The organism is Cellulomonas persica (assembly GCF_007989825.1).
Taxonomy (GTDB): domain Bacteria; phylum Actinomycetota; class Actinomycetes; order Actinomycetales; family Cellulomonadaceae; genus Cellulomonas; species Cellulomonas persica.
The window spans coordinates 210679-228152 of record NZ_BJUA01000005.1; the positions used below are offsets into that span (position 1 = coordinate 210679).

The following is a 17474-nucleotide window of genomic DNA, read 5'->3' on the forward strand; positions in this document are numbered from 1 at the left end:
CAGACGCGGGGTCGTCGCCGTTCGGGGGCTGTGCGAGGGTGTTACAGGCGGACCAGGGGGTGCAGGCCCGCCGAGCGGGCGACCGCCTCGTCGTCCCCGCACGCCTGGAGCCAGTTGGCCAGCAGGCGGTGACCGCCCTCGGTCAGCACGGACTCGGGGTGGAACTGCACGCCGTACAGCGGCAGGGTGCGGTGCTGCAGGCCCATGATCACGTCGCCCGTGCGGGCGGTCACGACGAGCTCGTCGGACACCGTCCCGTTGACCACCGCGAGCGAGTGGTACCGCGTCGCGGTGAACGGCGACGGCAGGTCCTCGAGCACGCCCTGGCCCTCGTGCTCGACCGGGCTCGTCTTGCCGTGCATGAGCTCGGGCGCGTGCGTGACGGTGCCGCCGTAGACCTCGCCGAGCGCCTGGTGACCCAGGCAGACGCCGAGCATCGGCGTGCCGGTCGCGGCGCAGTCACGGATGACGTCCATGCTCGCGCCGGCCTCGGCGGGCGTCCCCGGGCCGGGCGAGACGAGCACGCCGTCGAACTCGGCACGCTCGGCCAGCGGAGGCACGGCGTCGTTGCGCACGACGACGGTCTCGGCACCGAGCTGGTTGAGGTAGCCCACGATCGTGTAGACGAACGAGTCGTAGTTGTCGATCACGAGGATCCGGGTCATCACTCACCCACCGTGGTGTCGTTGAAGGGCATGAACGGCGCGACCGCGGGGAACACCCACGTGAAGCAGACCGCGAGCACGGCGGCCACGAGGACCGCCACGAGCAGCACGCGCACCAGCACCGGGCCGGGCAGGTGGCGCCAGAGCCAGGCGTACATCATCGCCTCCTGCGGTCGTCACGACGAACGGCATTCCCACCGGCGAGGGCAGGACCGCCGCGCTCCCTCATGATGCGCCCTCGAGCAGCTCGGCCGGCGTGCCGTCCGCGACGGGCGCCCAGTAGTCGAGCACCGCGTGCACGACGTACCGCTCGCGCGCGGAGAACATCGGGTGGCACGTCGTGAGCGTCAGGTAGCGCTCGGTGGGGGACTCGCCGGGCTTGCCGGGCACCGGGGCGATGACCTCGGTCTGCGACGGCTTGACGACCTGCCACGACGTCACGCGGTACACGTACCAGGTGTCGGTGCCGGGTCCGCCGTCCACGGTCGCCGTGCGCAGCACGATCGGGTCGCCCTCCTGCAGCTCGGCGACGCGGTTGAACGGCTTGGCGAACGTGGTCCGGTGGCCGGCGAGCGCGACGTTGCCCAGGCCGCCGGGCATCGCGGTGCCCGGATAGTGCCCGACGCCGAGCACGTCGAGGACCGTCTCGCGGTCCACGCCCTCGCTGACGGGGCGCTCGGGCTCGCCGTCCCAGCGCGGCACCTGGATCGTCGCGAACGTGACCGCGTGGTCGACCTCGGCCATGACGGGCGGCTCGTCGTGCCGCTCGGGCGCGACGAGGGGGCCGCTCGACGCGGTGGGCGCGGGGGTCGGGACGGGGATGCGGGGGAGCTCACGGACCACCTCGGCCTGCGCACGGTTGCCCTGCACGTCGGTCCACCACAGCTGCCACACGAGGAACGCCAGCACGAGCACGCCGAGCGTGATGAGCAGCTCCCCGACGACGCCGAGCACGCCGTACGCGACACGCGCGCCACGCGACGGCCGGCGTCGCGCCGGTGCGGACGTCCGGGCGCTCATCGCGCCGGTGCGGGGTCGGCGGTCGCCGCGGCGCCCACCTCGGTGCTCGCGGTGTCGTCGTCCACACCCGGCAGCACGGGCGTGCCCTCCGGGACGGTCGCGTACCGCAGGTCTGTCGAGCCGGAGTACGCGTCGAGCTCGATCCCGTTCTCGGTCTCGACGGACCAGCCGAGCCCGACGGCCGCGGCGTCCGCGCGGTAGGCGCGCACCTGCGGCGAGTCGCTCAGCGCCGCGCGGAGCTTGTCGGGGTCACCGATCGCCTGCACGACGTACGGCGGCGAGTACACCTGCCCCTGCAGACGCAGCACGTTGCCGACGCACCGGAACGCGCTCGTCGAGATCACGCGCTGCCCCATGAGGGACATCGCCTCGGCCCCGCCGGCCCACAGCGCGTTCATCACCGACTGGATGTCCTGCTGGTGCACGACGAGCACGTCGGGGCTGATGCCCTCGAGACCGGGCTGGTCCTGCGGGGCGCCGTCCAGCGTGACCGTCAGGCCGGGGCCGGTCACCGGCAGCGCGCCCGACTCGACGCGGAAGCCCGTGGGCGGGTCGAGCACGCGCGTGCCCGCCGCGCGCGCGGCGGCCTCGGTGAGCCCGTCGACCTCGCCGCGCAGCTGGTCGACCTCGGCGGTCAGGTCCTCGACGCGCTCGACCTCCGCGACGGTGAGCTCGCGCAGGTCCTGGGGGTGCCGCTCGGCCTCGTCGGCCTGGGCGAACTTGGCGTTCGCGGCGAACAGCGCGCCGGACAGCACGAGCACCACGGTCACGGACGCGGTGCCGCGGGGCACGCGTCGGGACGCGCGGTGCGTGCGTTCGGTCACGGCGTCCTCTCGGGCCGAGGGCTGGGGCGGCCCTGCGGCGTTCGGCGATCAGTGCGGCGGTCGGTGCTGCGCACGGCGCGGGAGAGGCGCACCGGCACGGTATTGTCGCCCACTACGCTAGGCGATGGTGCCGGTAGCCGATCCGAGGTCGATCCGACCGCTCGATCCGTCCCGTCACCGTCCGACCATCCCGGTGAGGCGGCCGTCCGACGGGGCCTCGTCGCAGAGCAGGAGATCTCGGTGCCCGAGTCGAAGTCGCGCAAGAAGGCCACGTACACGCCTCCGCCGGAGAAGGCGGCCGCCAAGCCGAGCCCCCGCTGGTGGGTCCCGGTGATGCTCGGGCTCATGGTGCTCGGGCTCGTGTGGATCGTGGTCTTCTACATCGGCCGCTCGACGAGCGGCGCGGACCTGCCGCTGCCGATCGGCAGCTGGAACCTGGCCGTCGGCGCGGCCCTGATCATCGCCGGCTTCAGCATGACGACGCGCTGGCGCTGAGCCCACGGCTCAGCCCGCCCGCTGCACGCACGAGAGGCGCCGCCCCCACCGGGGGTCGGCGCCTCTCGTGCGTCCCGGCTTCTCGTGCGTCCGTGCCGGCTGTCCACGCCCGATGCCCGGTCATCCCCAGCGGTGGACACAGCTGTGGATAACTACACGCGTGTAGTTCTCGTCGTCAGGCGGTGTCCAGCCGGTCGCGCCGCGCCCGTCAGGGCCCTTCGACGATCGCCCACTGCAGCTCGCGCGGCAGCGTCCACAGCGTCTGCACGTCCTCGGGCGCGGTCCCGTAGGCCCACGTCGTGACCACGAGCAGCAGCGCGACGACGACCACGGGCAGCACCACGGCGACCAGCCGACGCCGCTCCTGCGGGGCGAACGCGTACGCCGCAGCGACGAGGGCCCCGACGACGAGACCGCCCAGGTGCCCCTGCCAGGAGATCCCCGGCACGACGAAGCTGAACAGCATGTTGATCGCGATGATCCCGAGGATGCTCTGCGCGGGATGGCCCGAGCGCCACATCACGACGAACGCCGCACCGAACAACCCGAAGATCGCCCCCGAGGCACCGACCACGCCGCCGAACCAGTTCGACCACCCGAGCGCCGCGGACGCGAGCACCACGACGCTGCCGCCCAGCGCGCTGAGCAGGTAGAGCGTGACGTACCGCGCACGGCCGAGCTGCACCTCGAGGTACGGCCCGACCGCCCACAGCGCCACCATGTTGAGCAGGATGTGGAAGAACGAGCCCTCGGAGTGCAGGAACGCCGACGTGAGGAACCGGAACGGCTCCTCGTGCCCCCAGAACGGCGAGTAGTACCAGCGCGCGGTGAAGTCGGGGACGGTGCGCTGTGCGATGAACGCGACCACGCACACCGCGATGATCGACAGCGTGACGACCGGCCGGGTGCCGGGCCGCAGCACGCCGCCGAACGCGGTGCGCGTCGAGCGCTGGTTCGCGGCCGCCTCCCGCACGCAGTCGACGCACTGCACGCCGACTGCGGCGGGCCGCTGGCAGTCGGGGCACACGGGACGTGCGCACCGCTGGCAGCGGACGTAGGCGACCCGGTCCGGATGACGCGGGCAGACGGGAGCCGCGTCCGTGGGGGCACCCGGGGGAGCGTCCGGAGGGACGGTGTTCTCGCTGATGGTGGGTCCTCGCAGGTCGGGAGGTCAGTCCTCGATGTCGACCGACTCGATGACGACGTCCGTGACGGGACGGTCACCGGGGCGGGTCGGGGAGGTCGCGATCGCGTCGACCACGGCACGGCTCGCGTCGTCGGCGACCTTGCCGAAGATCGTGTGCTTGCCGTTGAGCCACGTGGTCGCGGCCACCGAGATGAAGAACTGCGAGCCGTTCGTCCCGCCGACCTTGCCGGTCACCGGGTCGAGGCGCTTGCCGGCGTTCGCCATGGCGAGCAGGTAGGGCTCCGAGAACGTCAGCTCGGGGTGGATCTCGTCGTCGAAGGTGTAGCCGGGGCCGCCGCGGCCGTTCCCGAGCGGGTCGCCGCCCTGGATCATGAAGCCCTCGATGACGCGGTGGAACACCGTGCCCGGGTACAGCGGGTCGGTGCTCGTCGCACCGGTCGCCGGGTTCGTCCACTCCCGGGTGCCCTTCGCCAGTCCGACGAAGTTGGCCACCGTCTGGGGGGCGTGGTTCGGGTAGAGCTCGATCCGGATGTCACCGGCCGTCGTGTGCAGGGTCGCGAACATGCCGTCAAGTCTCGCACGGGTGACCTGACGCAGGTCCGCTGCACGCGCGCCGGTCCGGTGGCAGAGTGTGAGGCCAGCGCCAGCAGCGCGAACGTGGAACCGTGGGGAGTGGACATGCCTTTCAAGAGCCGTCCGAACATCGACGTCGACACCGAGCAGCTCAAGAAGCAGGCCGGGCTGGCGGCGGGTCAGGCGAAGGTCGCAGCCGGGTCGATCAAGGACGCGAGCACCACTGCGGCGTCCAAGGCCGCCGACGCCGCCGTGGTCGCCAAGGAGTGGACGGCGCCGCGCGTCGAGGCGTTCGTCGAGTGGTTCCTGCCGCGTGCGGAGCACCTCTACAAGGAGAGCGTGAAGGCCGCCGCGCCCAAGGTCGAGCAGGCCGCCGAGCGCGTCTCGCCCGCGATCGACACCGCGCACGACAAGCTCGTCGACGAGCTCCTGCCACGCCTCGTGCAGGCCGTCAACGAGGCCGCCGAGAAGGCGGGCGCCGCGGCCGAGAAGGCGGTCGACACCGCGAGCAAGAAGGCAGCCGCGGGTGCCGCCGCGACCGCCGCGCTGGCCGCGGCGCAGCGCAAGCAGAAGTCGCACACCGGGGCGAAGATCTTCTGGACCGTCGCGGGCCTCGTCGGGCTCGGTGCGATCCTCGTCGCCTGGAAGCGGTCGCAGGACCAGACCGACCCGTGGGCCGAGCCGTGGGAACCGACCGACGCCCTGGGCTCGTCGACGAGCGCCACCACGCTGCGCGAGCGCGCGCAGGACGCCAAGCACGAGCTGGCCGAGCAGGCCGGCGACGCTGCGGACGCGCTCGGCGAGGCCGCGGGTGCCGCGGTCGCCAAGGGCAAGGTCGCGGCGGCCAAGGCCGCGGAGTCGGTCAGCGAGGCCAAGGAGGAGCTCAGCGAGAAGCTGGCCGAGGCCAAGGAGGACGTCGCCGAGAAGGTCGCCGAGGCCAAGGACACGGCCGCGCAGACCGCGCGCAAGGCCACGCGCCGCTCCGCTCCCAAGCGTCCGACGGGCGAGGGCGACACCCCCACCGTGAGCTGACCCGCGCGTCGCCAGACGCCCCACGACGGCCCGGCCCACCACCTCGGTGCGCCGGGCCTCGTCGTGCCCGGCCCCGACCTCGAGGTGCCAGCGGTGTGCCGGTGGCGGAACCGGCCGCGATGAACCGATTAGGACGTTGTGGCGCGCGCGGGCGTCACCCGACGATTCGCCTGGCGTGTCGCACCGGTGCGACCTCCTCCGGTCGCGGGCGCCTGCCGTTCCGCGCGTAGGAAGAGGAACCATGCGTCATCGAGCCACGTCCCCCCATCCATCCGGTGCGCTGAGGCGACGGGGACGCACGCGCGTCGCCGCCGGCCTGAGCCTGACCCTGGCCGCGAGCGCGCTCGTCGTCCCCCTGGCGACGTCCGCGAGCGCGGCCCCCGACTTCAACTACGCCGAGGCGTTGCAGAAGTCGATGTTCTTCTACCAGGCCCAGGCCTCGGGCGACCTGCCCGACAACTACCCCGTCTCCTGGCGCGGCGACTCGGGCCTGCAGGACGGCTCGGACGTCGGGGTCGACCTCACGGGCGGCTGGTACGACGCCGGCGACCACGTGAAGTTCGGCTTCCCGATGGCCTTCACGACGACGATGCTCGCGTGGGGCGCCGTCGAGTCCCCCACCGGCTACACGAAGGCCGGCCAGCTCGACGAGCTCAAGGGCAACCTGCGCTGGGTCAACGACTACTTCGTCAAGGCGCACACCGCGCCCAACGAGCTGTACGTGCAGGTGGGCGGCGGCGAGGCCGACCACAAGTGGTGGGGTCCGGCCGAGGTCATGACGATGGCCCGCCCGGCGTACAAGATCACCGCGTCCTGCCCGGGCTCGGACGTCGCGGGCGAGACCGCCGCGGCGATGGCGGCCTCGTCGCTCGTCTTCAAGGCGGACGACCCGACGTACGCCGCCAAGCTCGTCACGCACGCCAAGCAGCTCTACTCGTTCGCCGACACCTACCGCGGCGCGTACTCCGACTGCGTCAAGGACGCGCAGGCGTACTACAAGTCGTGGTCGGGCTACCAGGACGAGCTCGTGTGGGGCGCGTACTGGCTGTACAAGGCCACGGGCGACGCGACGTACCTGGCGAAGGCCGAGGCCGAGTACGACAAGCTCGGCACCGAGAACCAGTCGACGACGAAGTCGTTCAAGTGGACCGTCGCGTGGGACAACAAGCAGTTCGCGACGTACGCGCTGCTCGCGATGGAGACGGGCAAGCAGAAGTACGTCGACGACGCGAACCGCTGGCTCGACTACTGGACCGTCGGTGCCGAGGGCCAGAAGATCGCGTACTCGCCGGGCGGCATGGCCGTGCTCGACTCGTGGGGTGCGCTGCGGTACGCCGCGAACACCTCGTTCGTCGCGCTCGTGTACTCCGACTGGACCACCGACTCGACGCGCAAGGCGCGCTACCACGACTTCGGCGTGAAGCAGATCAACTACGCGCTGGGCGACAACCCGCGCAAGTCGTCGTACGTCGTCGGCTTCGGCGCGAACCCGCCGACCATGCCGCACCACCGCACCGCGCACGGCTCGTGGCTCGACTCGATCACGACGCCCGCCGCCTCGCGGCACGTGCTGTACGGCGCGCTCGTCGGCGGCCCGTCCGCGGCGAACGACGCGTACAAGGACGACCGGCAGGACTACGTCGCCAACGAGGTCGCCACGGACTACAACGCCGGCTTCACGTCGGCGCTCGCGTACCTGGTCGACCAGTACGGCGGCACTGCGCTGGCGAGCTTCCCGACGCCCGAGCAGCCCGACGGTGACCAGATGTTCGTCGAGGCGCAGCTCAACCAGCCCGCAGGCGGCACGTTCACCGAGATCAAGGCGATGATCCGCAACCAGTCGGCGTTCCCGGCGAGCTCGCTCAAGAACGCCAAGGTCCGCTACTGGTTCCGCACCGACGGCTTCGCGGCCTCGGACGTCACGCTCAGCTCGAACTACAGCGAGTGCGGCGCGCAGTCCGGCAAGGGCGTGAGCGCGGGCGGCACGCTCGGCTACGTCGAGCTCAGCTGCGTCGGGCAGAACATCCACCCGGGTGGCCAGTCGCAGCACCGTCGCGAGCTGCAGTTCCGGCTCACCGGCCCGTCGGGCTGGGACGCGACGAACGACCCGTCGTTCGCCGGCCTGACCACGACCGGCCTGGCCAAGGCCCCGGCCATCACGCTGTACGACGGCAGCACGCTGGTGTACGGCAAGGAGCCGACCGGCACGACGCCGGGCGACACGACCGCGCCGACCGTCCCGGGCACGCCCGTCGCCTCGTCGGTCACGACGAGCGGCGCGACCCTCACGTGGGCCGCGTCGAGCGACGACACGGGCGTCGTCGCGTACGACGTGTACCGCGTGCAGGGGACGACGAGCACGCTCGTCGCCTCCCCGACGACCGTCACGACGACCCTCACGGGCCTGTCCGCGGGCACCGCCTACACGTACAACGTGAAGGCGCGCGACGCCGCCGGGAACGTCTCGGCCGCGTCGTCGTCGGTGACCTTCACGACGACGGAGATCCCGGCCGACACGACCGCGCCGACCGTCCCGGGCACGCCCGTGGCCTCGTCGGTCACCTCGACGGGCGCGACCCTCACGTGGACCGCGTCGACCGACGCCGGCTCCGGGCTCGCCGCGTACGACGTCTACCGCGTCCAGGGCACGACGAGCACGCTCGTCGCCTCCCCGACGACCACGACGACGACGCTCACCGGCCTCACGCCCGCCACCGCGTACACGTACGTGGTGCGGGCACGCGACGCCGCCGGCAACGTCTCCGCGGCCTCGTCGGCGGTCACGTTCTCGACGCTCGAGATCCCGGCCGACACCACGGCACCCACCGTGCCGGGCACGCCCACGGCCTCGGGCATCACGACGACGGGCGCCACGCTCACCTGGGCGGCGTCGACCGACGCGGGCTCGGGCGTCGCGAAGTACGAGGTGCTGCGCGTCTCGGGCAGCACCCAGACGCTCGTCGCCTCGCCGACGACCACGTCGGTGGCGCTGACCGGGCTCACCGCGGACACCTCGTACTCGTACGTGGTGCGCGCGGTCGACGCGGCCGGCAACACCTCGGCGGCGAGCAGCGCGGTCACGTTCCGCACGCTCGGCAGCACGCCGACCCAGACGTGCACGGTGGTGTACACGCCGAACAGCTGGAACACCGGCTTCACGGCGTCGCTGAAGATCACCAACACCGGCACGTCCGCCCTGACCTGGGCGCTCGCGTTCGACCTCACCGCGGGGCAGAAGGTGTCCAACGGCTGGAGCGCGACGTGGACCCAGACGGGCACGTCCGTGACGGCGACCGGCCTGTCCTGGAACCAGACGCTCGCGCCCGGTGCGAGCACCGAGATCGGGTTCCAGGGCACGCACTCGGGCAGCAACCCGTCGCCGACGAGCTTCACGGTGAACGGCTCCGTCTGCGGCTGACCGCCGCCTGAGGCAGGACCCGGAGGGGGTCGGCGCGCGTGCGTCGGCCCCCTCCCCTGTGCCCGCCGCCCGTCGCTGCCGCGCGCGGGGCGGGTGCTCGCCAGCTCGGCACACACGCGCGAGCTCGGCAGTCCGGATGCACGATCTCGCGCGGTACTGCCGAGCTCGGCGCCCGGACCGGGACCAAATGGTGTTGCCGCGGGCCGGGGCGCCCGACAGCCTCGTCGCATGACTCCTCAGCTCGTCGACCAGTGGCCCCCCGCCGGCGTCCGCATCCTGTGCGGCGACCTCGAGCTGCGGTTCCTCACCGACGACCTGCTCGTGCCGCTCGCCGCGCTCGCGAGCGAGGGCGTGCACGCCCCCGACTTCATGCCGTTCACGCAGCCGTGGACCCGTGGCACGCCCGACGAGGTGCGCCGCTCGGTGCTGCAGTACCAGTGGGGCCTGCGCGGCTCGTGGTCGCGCGAGAAGTGGTCGCTCGAGCTCGGGGTGCTGCGCGACGGCGAGGTGCTCGGCATCCAGGGCGTGTACGCCAAGGACTTCGCGGTGACGCGCGAGGCGGAGACCGGTTCGTGGCTCGGCCTGCGCCACCAGGGCCAGGGCGTCGGCACGCTCATGCGGCTCGCGGTGCTGCACCTGTTCTTCGACGGCCTGGGCGGCGAGCACGCGACGACGTCGGCGTTCGAGGACAACGGTCCGTCGAACGGTGTGACCCGCCGGCTCGGCTACCGCACGAACGGCGAGACGACGGTCGCCCGCGAGGGCACCGCCGCGCGTTCGCTGCGCTACGTGCTGCACCGCGCCGACTGGGACACGCGTCCCGCCGAGCTGCGCCCGGGCGTCACCCTGGAGGGTGTCCCCGCGCTGCGGGCCTTCCTCGGCCTCGACGAGTAGGCACCCTCCCGCTCGTGCTCGGGCGCCCCTCCGGGGCAATCGGGTCCCCCCTGAGAACCAGGCACGTCCGGGACGACCGGGTCTCTCGGAGAGCTGGATGCTGTCGGTAGGTTGTGCGCCTGACTAGATGGTCGTACTGTCTAGCACGTGGACGACGACGTGCGGTGGCCCGCCGAGTGGATGCGTGGCGTGCTCGAGGTGTGCGTGCTGCGCGTCGTCGGGCACGGGCCCACCTACGGGTACGCCATCGCTCAGGCGCTCGAGGACGCGGGACTCGGGGCCGTCAAGGGCGGCACGCTCTACCCGCTGCTGGCGCGGTTCGAGACCGCGGGGCTCGTCGCCGTCGAGTGGCGGCCGGGCACCAGCGGGCCGGGGCGCAAGTACTACACGCTGACCGAGAGCGGCCGGGCCGAGGCCGCCCGCCGCAGCGCCGACTGGCTCGCCTTCAGCGACGCCGCGCGCGCACTGCTGACCAGCACCGACGACGCGGCACGACGCAGGGGAGACGAGTGACCATGACGAAGGAGACCACGGGCCGTCGCTACGCGATCGAGCGCTCGCTCGCGCCGCACGTCGACGCGCAGTGGGCCGAGGCCGTGCTGGTGGAGCTGCGGCTGCAGGGCGTCGCCGGGACGGCGATCGCCGAGGTGCTGAGCGAGGTCGAGTCGCACGTCGTCGAGAGCGGAGAGGACGCCCTGACGGCCTTCGGGGACCCGGTGCAGTTCGCGCAGTCGCTCGAGCTGCCCGCCGACCCGCGCCAGGACCTCACCGTCCAGCCGTCGGCGGTCGTCCTGAGCGCGGCGCAGGTGCTCGGCGCGCTGCTGGTCGTCGGCGGTGCGGCCGCGCTCGGCGCGGGCGAGCCGGCCCCGATCACGTGGGGTCTGCTCATGTCCGCCCTCGCGGCGACGCTGCTCACGCTCGTCGTCCTGCGCGTCGGCACCCGACTCCTGCGGGTCGTCGTGTCAGCACCGGTGCGCAGCAGGCAGTTCGCGGCCGTCGTCGCCGCCGGGACCGCAGCGTTCGCGCTCGTCGTGCTCCCCGCCGCGCTGCTGCGCGAGGTGGTGCTCGAGCTGCCCGGTCCGCTCGCACTCGGCCTGGGTGCCCTCACGCTCGCCGCGACGACGGGCTTCTCGCTGTGGCACGACCGCCTGGAGCCTGACGACCTGATCGTCTCGCCGTTCGACGACGCGCTCGACGACCCGCGGGACTCGCGTCACCGCGCCCCGTGGGTCGCACAGCTCGCCCTGCTCCTCCCGGTGGCCCTGGCCGCCGTGGCCGTCTACGTCCTGGTCCGCACAGGCGCCTGACCGGCGCCCGGCGGGTCAGGACAGGAACAGGGCGCGCAGCCTCGTCGTCGTGAGCGTGACTCCCGCGGCGATCATCACCAGGAAGTACGCGGTGTGGCCGAGCATCGCGACGCTCAGCGCACCCGTGGTCAGGCCGCGGATCAGCTCGACGGCGTGCCACAGCGGGAACGCCTTGATGACCCACTGGATCGGCTCGCTGTAGACCGACAGCGGGTAGAACGTGGCGGAGAACAGGAACATCGGCAGCAGCACGAAGTTGATCCAGTCCATCTGCTGGAAGGTCTTCATGAAGCTGGTGATCGCCATGCCGACGGACGCGAAGCCGAACGCGACGAGCAGCACCGCGGGGATCGCGAGGGCCGCCGTCCAGGCCAGGTTCAGGCCCAGGACCTGCATGACGGTGAGGAACCCGACCGCGTAGACCCCGCCGCGCAGCAGCGCGTAGACGATCTCACCGAGCGCGACGTCGAGCGGGCCGATCGACGTCGCGAGCATCGCGTCGTACAGCCGGCCGAACCGCATCTTGAAGAACACGTTCCACGTCGAGTCGTAGATCGCGCCGTTCATCGCGGACACCGCGAGGAGCCCGGGCGCGATGAACGCGGCGTACGGCACCTCGGTGCCGGTCGACAGCGTCACGTCGCCGATGAAGGAGCCCAGGCCCCAGCCCATCGCGAGCAGGTAGAACACGGGCTCGAAGAACCCGGAGACGACGACCGCCCAGTTGCTCGAGCGGGTGGCCTGCAGCGACCGTGCGACGACCGCGCGCGCGTTGCCCGCGTACAGCGCGCGGATCGCGCCGGTGCCGGGCACCGAGACGACGGAGCTCATCGCAGCCTCCCGACGAAGATGCGGCGGGCGATCACCCAGCCGACGGCCGCCAGGACGACGAGCACCGCGAGGTGCGCGCCGATCGGCCACGAGTCCGACCCTGCGCCGTACGACAGGGTGCGGCCCACCTCGGAGCCGTGCCAGATGGGGGAGACCCACCCGATCCACTGCAGCCAGCCGGGCAGCGTCGCCAGCGGGTAGAACGTGCCGGAGAACAGGAACAGCGGCGTGAAGACGAAGCGCTGGACCATGGCGAACTGGCCGGTGTCCTCCGTGAGGCTGGCCGAGAAGGCGAGCAGCGGCAGGCCGAACGCGAGTCCCGCGAGCACACCGACCGGGACGAGCAGCGCGCCGGTCGCGACGTCGCCGACCGCACCGAACGCGACCATGAGGGCGTAGTAGGCCGTCGAGACGAAGACCATGCGCAGCGTCACCGCGACGATCAGGCCCGTGCAGATCTGGTGCGGGCTGACCGGGGAGGCGTTCATCGCCCAGAAGATGCGCCGCCACCGGAAACCGCCCATCACGGTGTACGTGAACTCCTCGGTGGTCACCGAGACCGCCGCGGTCACCAGCAGCGCGGGGGCGACGAACCACAGGTAGTCCACGGGTCCGTCCGGCCCGCTCGCCACGGGCACGGTCAGGAACGCGGCCAGCCCCAGCCCGATGCCGAGCATGTAGATCAGCGGGTTGCCGATGCCGGTCATCACCACGGTCCAGCCGTAGGACCGCATCTGCCGCAGCTGGTGCTCGGCGATGTACCACCAGCCGAGCCGGCGCGGGCGCACGGCAGCGCCGAGCGCCGCCGTGACCATGGCGGGCTCGTCCGTCGTCACGTCGGCGCTCACTCGATCAGGCTCCGCCCGGTCAGGCGCAGGAACACGTCCTCGAGCGACGAGCGCCGCACGAGGCTCGTCGTCGGGTGCAGACCTGCGTGCGCGACGCGCTCGAGCAGCCGCTCGCCGTCGTCGGTGTAGAGCAGCACACGGTCCGGGAGCACCTCGAGGCGCTCGGCCAGCCCCGCGAGCTGCTCGGCGGCCGACGCGTTGCGGTCCGAGCCGAACCGCAGCTCGACCACCTCACGCGTCGAGTACTGCCGGATCAGCGCCGCAGGCGAGCCCTCGGCCATGATCTGACCCTTGTCGACGACGATCAGGCGGTCGCACAGCTGCTCCGCCTCGTCCATGTAGTGCGTGGTGAGCACGAGCGTCGTGCCGCGCTCCTTGAGCCGGAACAGCCGGTCCCACAGCACGTGGCGCGCCTGCGGGTCGAGCCCGGTCGTCGGCTCGTCGAGCATGAGGATGCGCGGCTCGTTGATGAGGGCGCGCGCGATCGTCAGGCGCCGCTTCATGCCGCCCGACAGGTCGTCGACCTTGGCCTTCGCCTTGTCCTCGAGCTGCGCGAAGGACAGCAGCTCGTCGGCCCGCGTCGCGCACACCGAGCGGGGGATGCCGAAGTAGCGGCCGTACACGATGAGGTTCTCGCGCACGCGCAGCTCGGCGTCGAGGTTGTCCTCCTGCGGGACCACGCCGAGCTGCGAGCGGATCTCCGGCCCGTGCGTGTCCGGGTCCAGGCCGACGACGCGCAGGTCACCGGCGGTGCGCTGCGAGACCGCGCCGATCATGCGCATCGTCGTCGACTTGCCCGCACCGTTGGGTCCCAGCAGCCCGAACGACTCGCCGGGCGGGACCTCGAAGTCGATGCCGGCGACGGCGGTGAAGTCACCGAAGCGTTTGGTCAGTCCACGGGCGCTGATCACGGGCTGGCTCACAGCCGCCCAACCTAACCCGGGGGACCGACACCGCCGAACGTTTACCTGGCGACCGCCCGCCTCGTCCCGATCTGCCCACGCGTCGTCGTCCGCGGCTGCGCCTCGACCGGTCCGTCGCGCGGTGCTGCCCTCTGTGGTCGACCGTCAGTGGCCGGTGGTCACGATCCGGTCGAGCTCCTCAGGCGTGCCGGCACGGGCCGCCGCCCACGGGTTGGTCCGGCACGCGGTCCCCGCGACGGTGTCGCTCAGGAACGCCTGGTCCTGCCGGATGCGCTCGGCGAGCTCGGCGCCGCTCATCCCCTGCGCCGCGGCGACGTCGTGCCGGGTCACGCAGTCCTCGAGCGCCTGCTCGACCGGGATGCCGTCGGGGTTGTCCCGCAGCTGGCCGTAGAGCATCTCGACGTACATCGTGGTGCCGCGTGAGCAGCCGTCGACGTCCGCACGCTGCTCGTCGTCGCTGCGGTCCTGCGGGTCGCCGGTGTCGAGACCGCCCTGCGGCGGCAGCCGCACGTCGTAGCCCTTCGCGACGAGGCACTCCTTGGCCGCGTCGCGGGCGCGCGCGTACTCGTCGTCGGTGATGCGGTAGTCCGCGAGGACCTCACGCTCGAGGTCGCTGGGTCCCGAGGCGAGGATCTCGTCGACCTGCTCGCGGAAGGTCGGCGCGACGGCCGACGAGTCGGTGGAGGCGCCGTCGGTGGCGCCCGTCGACGAGCACGCCCCGCAGAGCGCGACGACGACGAGCGCCACCAGCGGCGCGATGGCTCGGGTCATCGATCAGAAGTAGTACGAACCCGAGACCGAGCCGCTCTTGGTGCCCTGCGCGATGCGGTGCGTGATCATCGTCGTCGTCGCGGTCGCGACCGACGCCTGGTTCTGGCCGACCCAGCTGCCCCACGAGGTGCGCTGCGTGCCGCCGGCGTCGTAGTACTTCACGCCGGCACGAGCGGTCGTACAGGTGTAGTTCGTGACCGTCGCGCCCCTGGCGGTGGCGGCACCGTCGACGCTGCAGCTGCCCGCCATGGTCGAGAGCGTGATGGTCTTGGCCGAGGCCGGCACGGACGTGCCGACGATCGCGAGGACGGCGAGGCCGCCGGCCACGAGTGACGTACGCAAGGAACGCTTCACTGCTACCCCCTGGAAGTGCCTTCGGCGGCGCCGGACGACGCCGTCGTCGTCGGACCTTGCGGCCCGCGCCGACCCTTGCAAAGTGGACCAACCGGTGTCAAGCGATCGTTTCGGACTCGGCTGCGAAATGCAGGTGAACGGTGGGCGAAAGTGGGGCGTCCGGGTGTCCGCGGCCGACGACCGTGCGGCAGCGGCCCCGAAGACGAAACCTGCTCGTAGCCCTAGGGCCTGCCCGCCGTGACATCGGGACGAGTAGCGTCCGGCCATGATCCTCGCCGACCTCCAGTCGCGCCTGCGCATCGCCCTGACCAACACGCTGGTCGAGGAGTGGACCCTGTTCACCCCGACCACCGGCACGAGCAGGCCGAGCGAGCGCACGATCGCGTTCCAGCTCGGGTGGTACGTGCGGCAGACCGTCGAGCGCACGTGGAACGTCGACAGCGAGTACGACCGCTCCGGGATGATGCTCGAGTCGTCGGTGCAGTTCGGTCCCGACGCGGGGCACGTGCCCAACCTGATCGTCCACCACCGCGGCCTGCTCGGCCCCGAGCACAACCTGCTGCTCGTGCACGTGGCCGTCGACTCCACGACCGCCGACGAGCCCGGACCCGGGATCGAGACCGCGCAGGCGCTGCAACGCCGGTTCGGCTACCGCTACGCCATGCTGCTCGACCTGCGCCTGCACACCGAGGGCCGACGCGCGTCGGTCACGCCGTACTGGCAGTGGGCGACGCTCGAGCACGGCCCCGAGACGCCCGAGCCGGTGGCCGTCTACACGCCGCGCGTGCTCAACGAGATCACCGAACGCGCCCGGCGCGCGGGGGACTGACCCTAGAGTTCCGCCATGTCGAAACCCCGTTCCTCGGCCGTCCCGGTCGGCGTCGTCACCGCGCTCGTCGGCTTCACGAGCTCGTTCGCCGTGGTGCTCGCCGGCCTGCGGGCCGTGGGCGCCGACGCGTCTCAGGCCTCCTCGGGGCTCGTCGCACTGTGCGTGCTGCAGGGGGTCGGGACCGTCTGGCTGAGCCGCCGGTACCGCACGCCGATCACGCTCGCGTGGTCCACGCCCGGCGCCGCGCTGCTCGTGACCTCGGCCGTCGTCTCGTGGCGCGCCGCAGTCGGTGCGTTCCTGGTGACCGGCCTGCTCATCGCCGCGACCGGGCTGTGGGGCGCGCTCGGCCGTCTCGTCGCCGCGATCCCCGTGTGGCTCGCGCACGCGATGCTCGCCGGCATCCTGCTGCCCCTGTGCCTCGCGCCCGTGCTGGCCGCCGTCGACACACCGCTGTACGTCCTGCCGATCGTCGTCGTGTGGCTCGTCGTGCAGCGGTACGCGCCGCGCTGGTCGGCGCCCGCCGCGTTCGCGGTCGCGCTCGTCGTGGCCGTCGTCTTCGCGGTCGAGTCCGACCTGCTCGCGTGGCCCGACGTGCCCGGCATGCAGCTCACCGCGCCCGCGTTCGAGGTCGGTGCGGTCGTCGGCGTCGCGCTCCCGCTCTACGTGGTGACGATGGCGTCCCAGAACGTCCCGGGCGCGGCCGTGCTCGCGACGGCCGGCTACACCGCGCCGTGGCGTCCGACGATGCTGCTGACCGGCCTCGGGACCGCGCTCGGCGCACCCGCCGGCGCGCACGCGATCAACCTCGCCGCGATCACCGCCGCGCTCCCGGCCTCGCCCGACGCGGACCCCGACCCCGCGCAGCGCTGGCGCGCCTCGCAGGCCGCCGGGTGGACGTACGTCGTCCTGGCGCCGCTCGCACCCGCGCTCATCGCGCTCGTCGACGTCGGACCCTACGGCCTCGTGGAGTCCGTCGCCGGTCTCGCCCTGCTCACCACGTTCGCCGCGTCGCTGCACGCCGCGATGTCGTCCGCGGCGGACCGGGTCGCGGCCGCGCTCGCCCTCATGCTCGCCGCGAGCGGGCTGTCGATCGCCGGCGTCGGCTCGGCGTTCTGGGCACTCGTCGTCGGACTCGTGGTGCACGCCGTCCTGCGCCCGCGCGAGGCCGCCGCCGCCACGCTCGCCGCGCAGGACGCCCACGCACGCGACGACGGGGCCGTCACCGGCGGCGACGTGGACGGCGAGGCGCCGGACGACGACATCCTGGGCGAACCCGCGCAGGACCAGCCGGCCCGATGAGCGACGGCTAACCCTCCGGAAGCTCCCAGCCCTCGTCGGAGACGCAGCGAGGAACGCCTCGGCGTTCGCTGCCGCCTGCGCCGGCGCGCTGCTCTCGAGCGTCGCGACCGCGTCGGTCAGCGGGCTGTCGTCGAGGAGATCCCGCCCGTGCAACCGGCGAGCAGCACGACGGGCAAGACACCGAGCGCAAGAGACCGGGCGACCGTCCGCTGCATGCGGGCACCCTACTGGCGGATGCAGGTCG

The 17474-nt window shown here is 72.4% G+C and carries 19 protein-coding genes; 8 read left to right on the top strand and 11 right to left on the bottom strand.

Going from position 1 to position 17474, the window contains the following annotated elements; genetic code table 11:
- Nucleotides 1–41: 41 nt before the first annotated feature.
- The 4 genes from CPE01_RS06880 to CPE01_RS06890 all read right to left on the bottom strand — a co-directional run bounded on the left by CPE01_RS06880 (nucleotide 42) and on the right by CPE01_RS06890 (nucleotide 2509).
- Nucleotides 42–665 (bottom strand): aminodeoxychorismate/anthranilate synthase component II, encoded by a 624-nt coding sequence (locus tag CPE01_RS06880; protein ID WP_146805910.1) that lies wholly within the window; start codon nucleotides 663–665, stop codon nucleotides 42–44.
- A complete protein-coding gene (locus CPE01_RS16395; protein WP_186811442.1) occupies nucleotides 665–823 on the bottom strand; it encodes a hypothetical protein in 159 nt (52 codons plus the stop codon). Before CPE01_RS16395 ends, CPE01_RS06880 begins: the two co-directional genes overlap by 1 nt.
- A 67-nt stretch (nucleotides 824–890) precedes the next feature.
- Nucleotides 891–1685 carry a class E sortase gene (locus CPE01_RS06885; protein ID WP_146805911.1) on the bottom strand — a complete coding sequence of 265 codons (795 nt, stop codon included), beginning with the start codon at nucleotides 1683–1685 and terminating at the stop codon, nucleotides 891–893.
- Nucleotides 1682–2509: a DUF881 domain-containing protein gene (locus CPE01_RS06890; protein WP_146805912.1), complete on the bottom strand. Its 828-nt coding sequence runs from the start codon at nucleotides 2507–2509 to the stop codon at nucleotides 1682–1684. Before CPE01_RS06890 ends, CPE01_RS06885 begins: the two co-directional genes overlap by 4 nt.
- A gap of 240 nt (nucleotides 2510–2749) precedes the next feature.
- On the opposite strand from CPE01_RS06890, the gene CPE01_RS06895 reads away from it, so the two are divergent.
- Nucleotides 2750–3004, top strand: a complete 255-nt coding sequence (locus tag CPE01_RS06895; protein ID WP_146805913.1) for a cell division protein CrgA — start codon at nucleotides 2750–2752, stop codon at nucleotides 3002–3004.
- A gap of 208 nt (nucleotides 3005–3212) precedes the next feature.
- Here CPE01_RS06895 and CPE01_RS06900 read toward each other — a convergent pair whose 3' ends face one another.
- Nucleotides 3213–4166 (bottom strand): rhomboid family intramembrane serine protease, encoded by a 954-nt coding sequence (locus CPE01_RS06900; RefSeq protein ID WP_307723682.1) that lies wholly within the window; start codon nucleotides 4164–4166, stop codon nucleotides 3213–3215.
- 9 nt (nucleotides 4167–4175) lie between these two features.
- Nucleotides 4176–4715, bottom strand: a complete 540-nt coding sequence (locus CPE01_RS06905) for a peptidylprolyl isomerase (RefSeq protein WP_146805915.1) — start codon at nucleotides 4713–4715, stop codon at nucleotides 4176–4178.
- A 114-nt stretch (nucleotides 4716–4829) separates the two neighbouring features.
- Between CPE01_RS06905 and CPE01_RS06910 the strand changes: the two genes are divergently transcribed.
- From CPE01_RS06910 to CPE01_RS06930, 5 genes are all read left to right on the top strand, one after another.
- Nucleotides 4830–5756 (top strand): hypothetical protein, encoded by a 927-nt coding sequence (locus CPE01_RS06910; protein ID WP_146805916.1) that lies wholly within the window; start codon nucleotides 4830–4832, stop codon nucleotides 5754–5756.
- 241 nt (nucleotides 5757–5997) lie between these two features.
- Nucleotides 5998–9174, top strand: a complete 3177-nt coding sequence (locus CPE01_RS06915) for a glycoside hydrolase family 9 protein (RefSeq protein WP_146805917.1) — start codon at nucleotides 5998–6000, stop codon at nucleotides 9172–9174.
- Nucleotides 9175–9402: 228 nt separating this feature from the next.
- On the top strand, nucleotides 9403–10068 hold the full coding sequence (locus tag CPE01_RS06920) for a GNAT family N-acetyltransferase (RefSeq protein WP_146805918.1): 666 nt from the start codon (nucleotides 9403–9405) through the stop codon (nucleotides 10066–10068).
- A 180-nt stretch (nucleotides 10069–10248) separates the two neighbouring features.
- A complete protein-coding gene (locus tag CPE01_RS06925; RefSeq protein ID WP_146805960.1) occupies nucleotides 10249–10581 on the top strand; it encodes a PadR family transcriptional regulator in 333 nt (110 codons plus the stop codon).
- 2 nt (nucleotides 10582–10583) lie between these two features.
- Nucleotides 10584–11375, top strand: a complete 792-nt coding sequence (locus tag CPE01_RS06930) for a hypothetical protein (RefSeq protein WP_146805919.1) — start codon at nucleotides 10584–10586, stop codon at nucleotides 11373–11375.
- Between the two features lie 15 nt (nucleotides 11376–11390).
- On the opposite strand, the gene CPE01_RS06935 is transcribed toward CPE01_RS06930, so the two are convergent.
- The 5 genes from CPE01_RS06935 to CPE01_RS06955 form a co-directional block, all read right to left on the bottom strand.
- Nucleotides 11391–12206, bottom strand: coding sequence for an ABC transporter permease (locus tag CPE01_RS06935; RefSeq protein WP_146805920.1), 816 nt, complete (start codon nucleotides 12204–12206; stop codon nucleotides 11391–11393).
- A complete protein-coding gene (locus CPE01_RS06940) occupies nucleotides 12203–13021 on the bottom strand; it encodes an ABC transporter permease (RefSeq protein WP_146805961.1) in 819 nt (272 codons plus the stop codon). The genes CPE01_RS06935 and CPE01_RS06940 overlap by 4 nt, the downstream gene beginning before the upstream one ends.
- 29 nt (nucleotides 13022–13050) lie before the next feature.
- Nucleotides 13051–13977 carry an ABC transporter ATP-binding protein gene (locus CPE01_RS06945; protein WP_146805921.1) on the bottom strand — a complete coding sequence of 309 codons (927 nt, stop codon included), beginning with the start codon at nucleotides 13975–13977 and terminating at the stop codon, nucleotides 13051–13053.
- A gap of 144 nt (nucleotides 13978–14121) precedes the next feature.
- On the bottom strand, nucleotides 14122–14748 hold the full coding sequence (locus tag CPE01_RS06950; RefSeq protein ID WP_146805922.1) for an LD-carboxypeptidase: 627 nt from the start codon (nucleotides 14746–14748) through the stop codon (nucleotides 14122–14124).
- 3 nt (nucleotides 14749–14751) lie between these two features.
- Entirely contained in the window at nucleotides 14752–15090 is a 339-nt protein-coding gene (locus CPE01_RS06955) for a hypothetical protein (RefSeq protein WP_146805923.1), read from the bottom strand.
- A 277-nt stretch (nucleotides 15091–15367) separates the two neighbouring features.
- Between CPE01_RS06955 and CPE01_RS06960 the strand changes: the two genes are divergently transcribed.
- Nucleotides 15368–15931: a hypothetical protein gene (locus tag CPE01_RS06960; protein WP_146805924.1), complete on the top strand. Its 564-nt coding sequence runs from the start codon at nucleotides 15368–15370 to the stop codon at nucleotides 15929–15931.
- Nucleotides 15932–15946: 15 nt separating this feature from the next.
- Nucleotides 15947–17230: a benzoate/H(+) symporter BenE family transporter gene (locus tag CPE01_RS06965; protein WP_146805925.1), complete on the top strand. Its 1284-nt coding sequence runs from the start codon at nucleotides 15947–15949 to the stop codon at nucleotides 17228–17230.
- The last annotated feature ends 244 nt before the right edge of the window (nucleotides 17231–17474 follow it).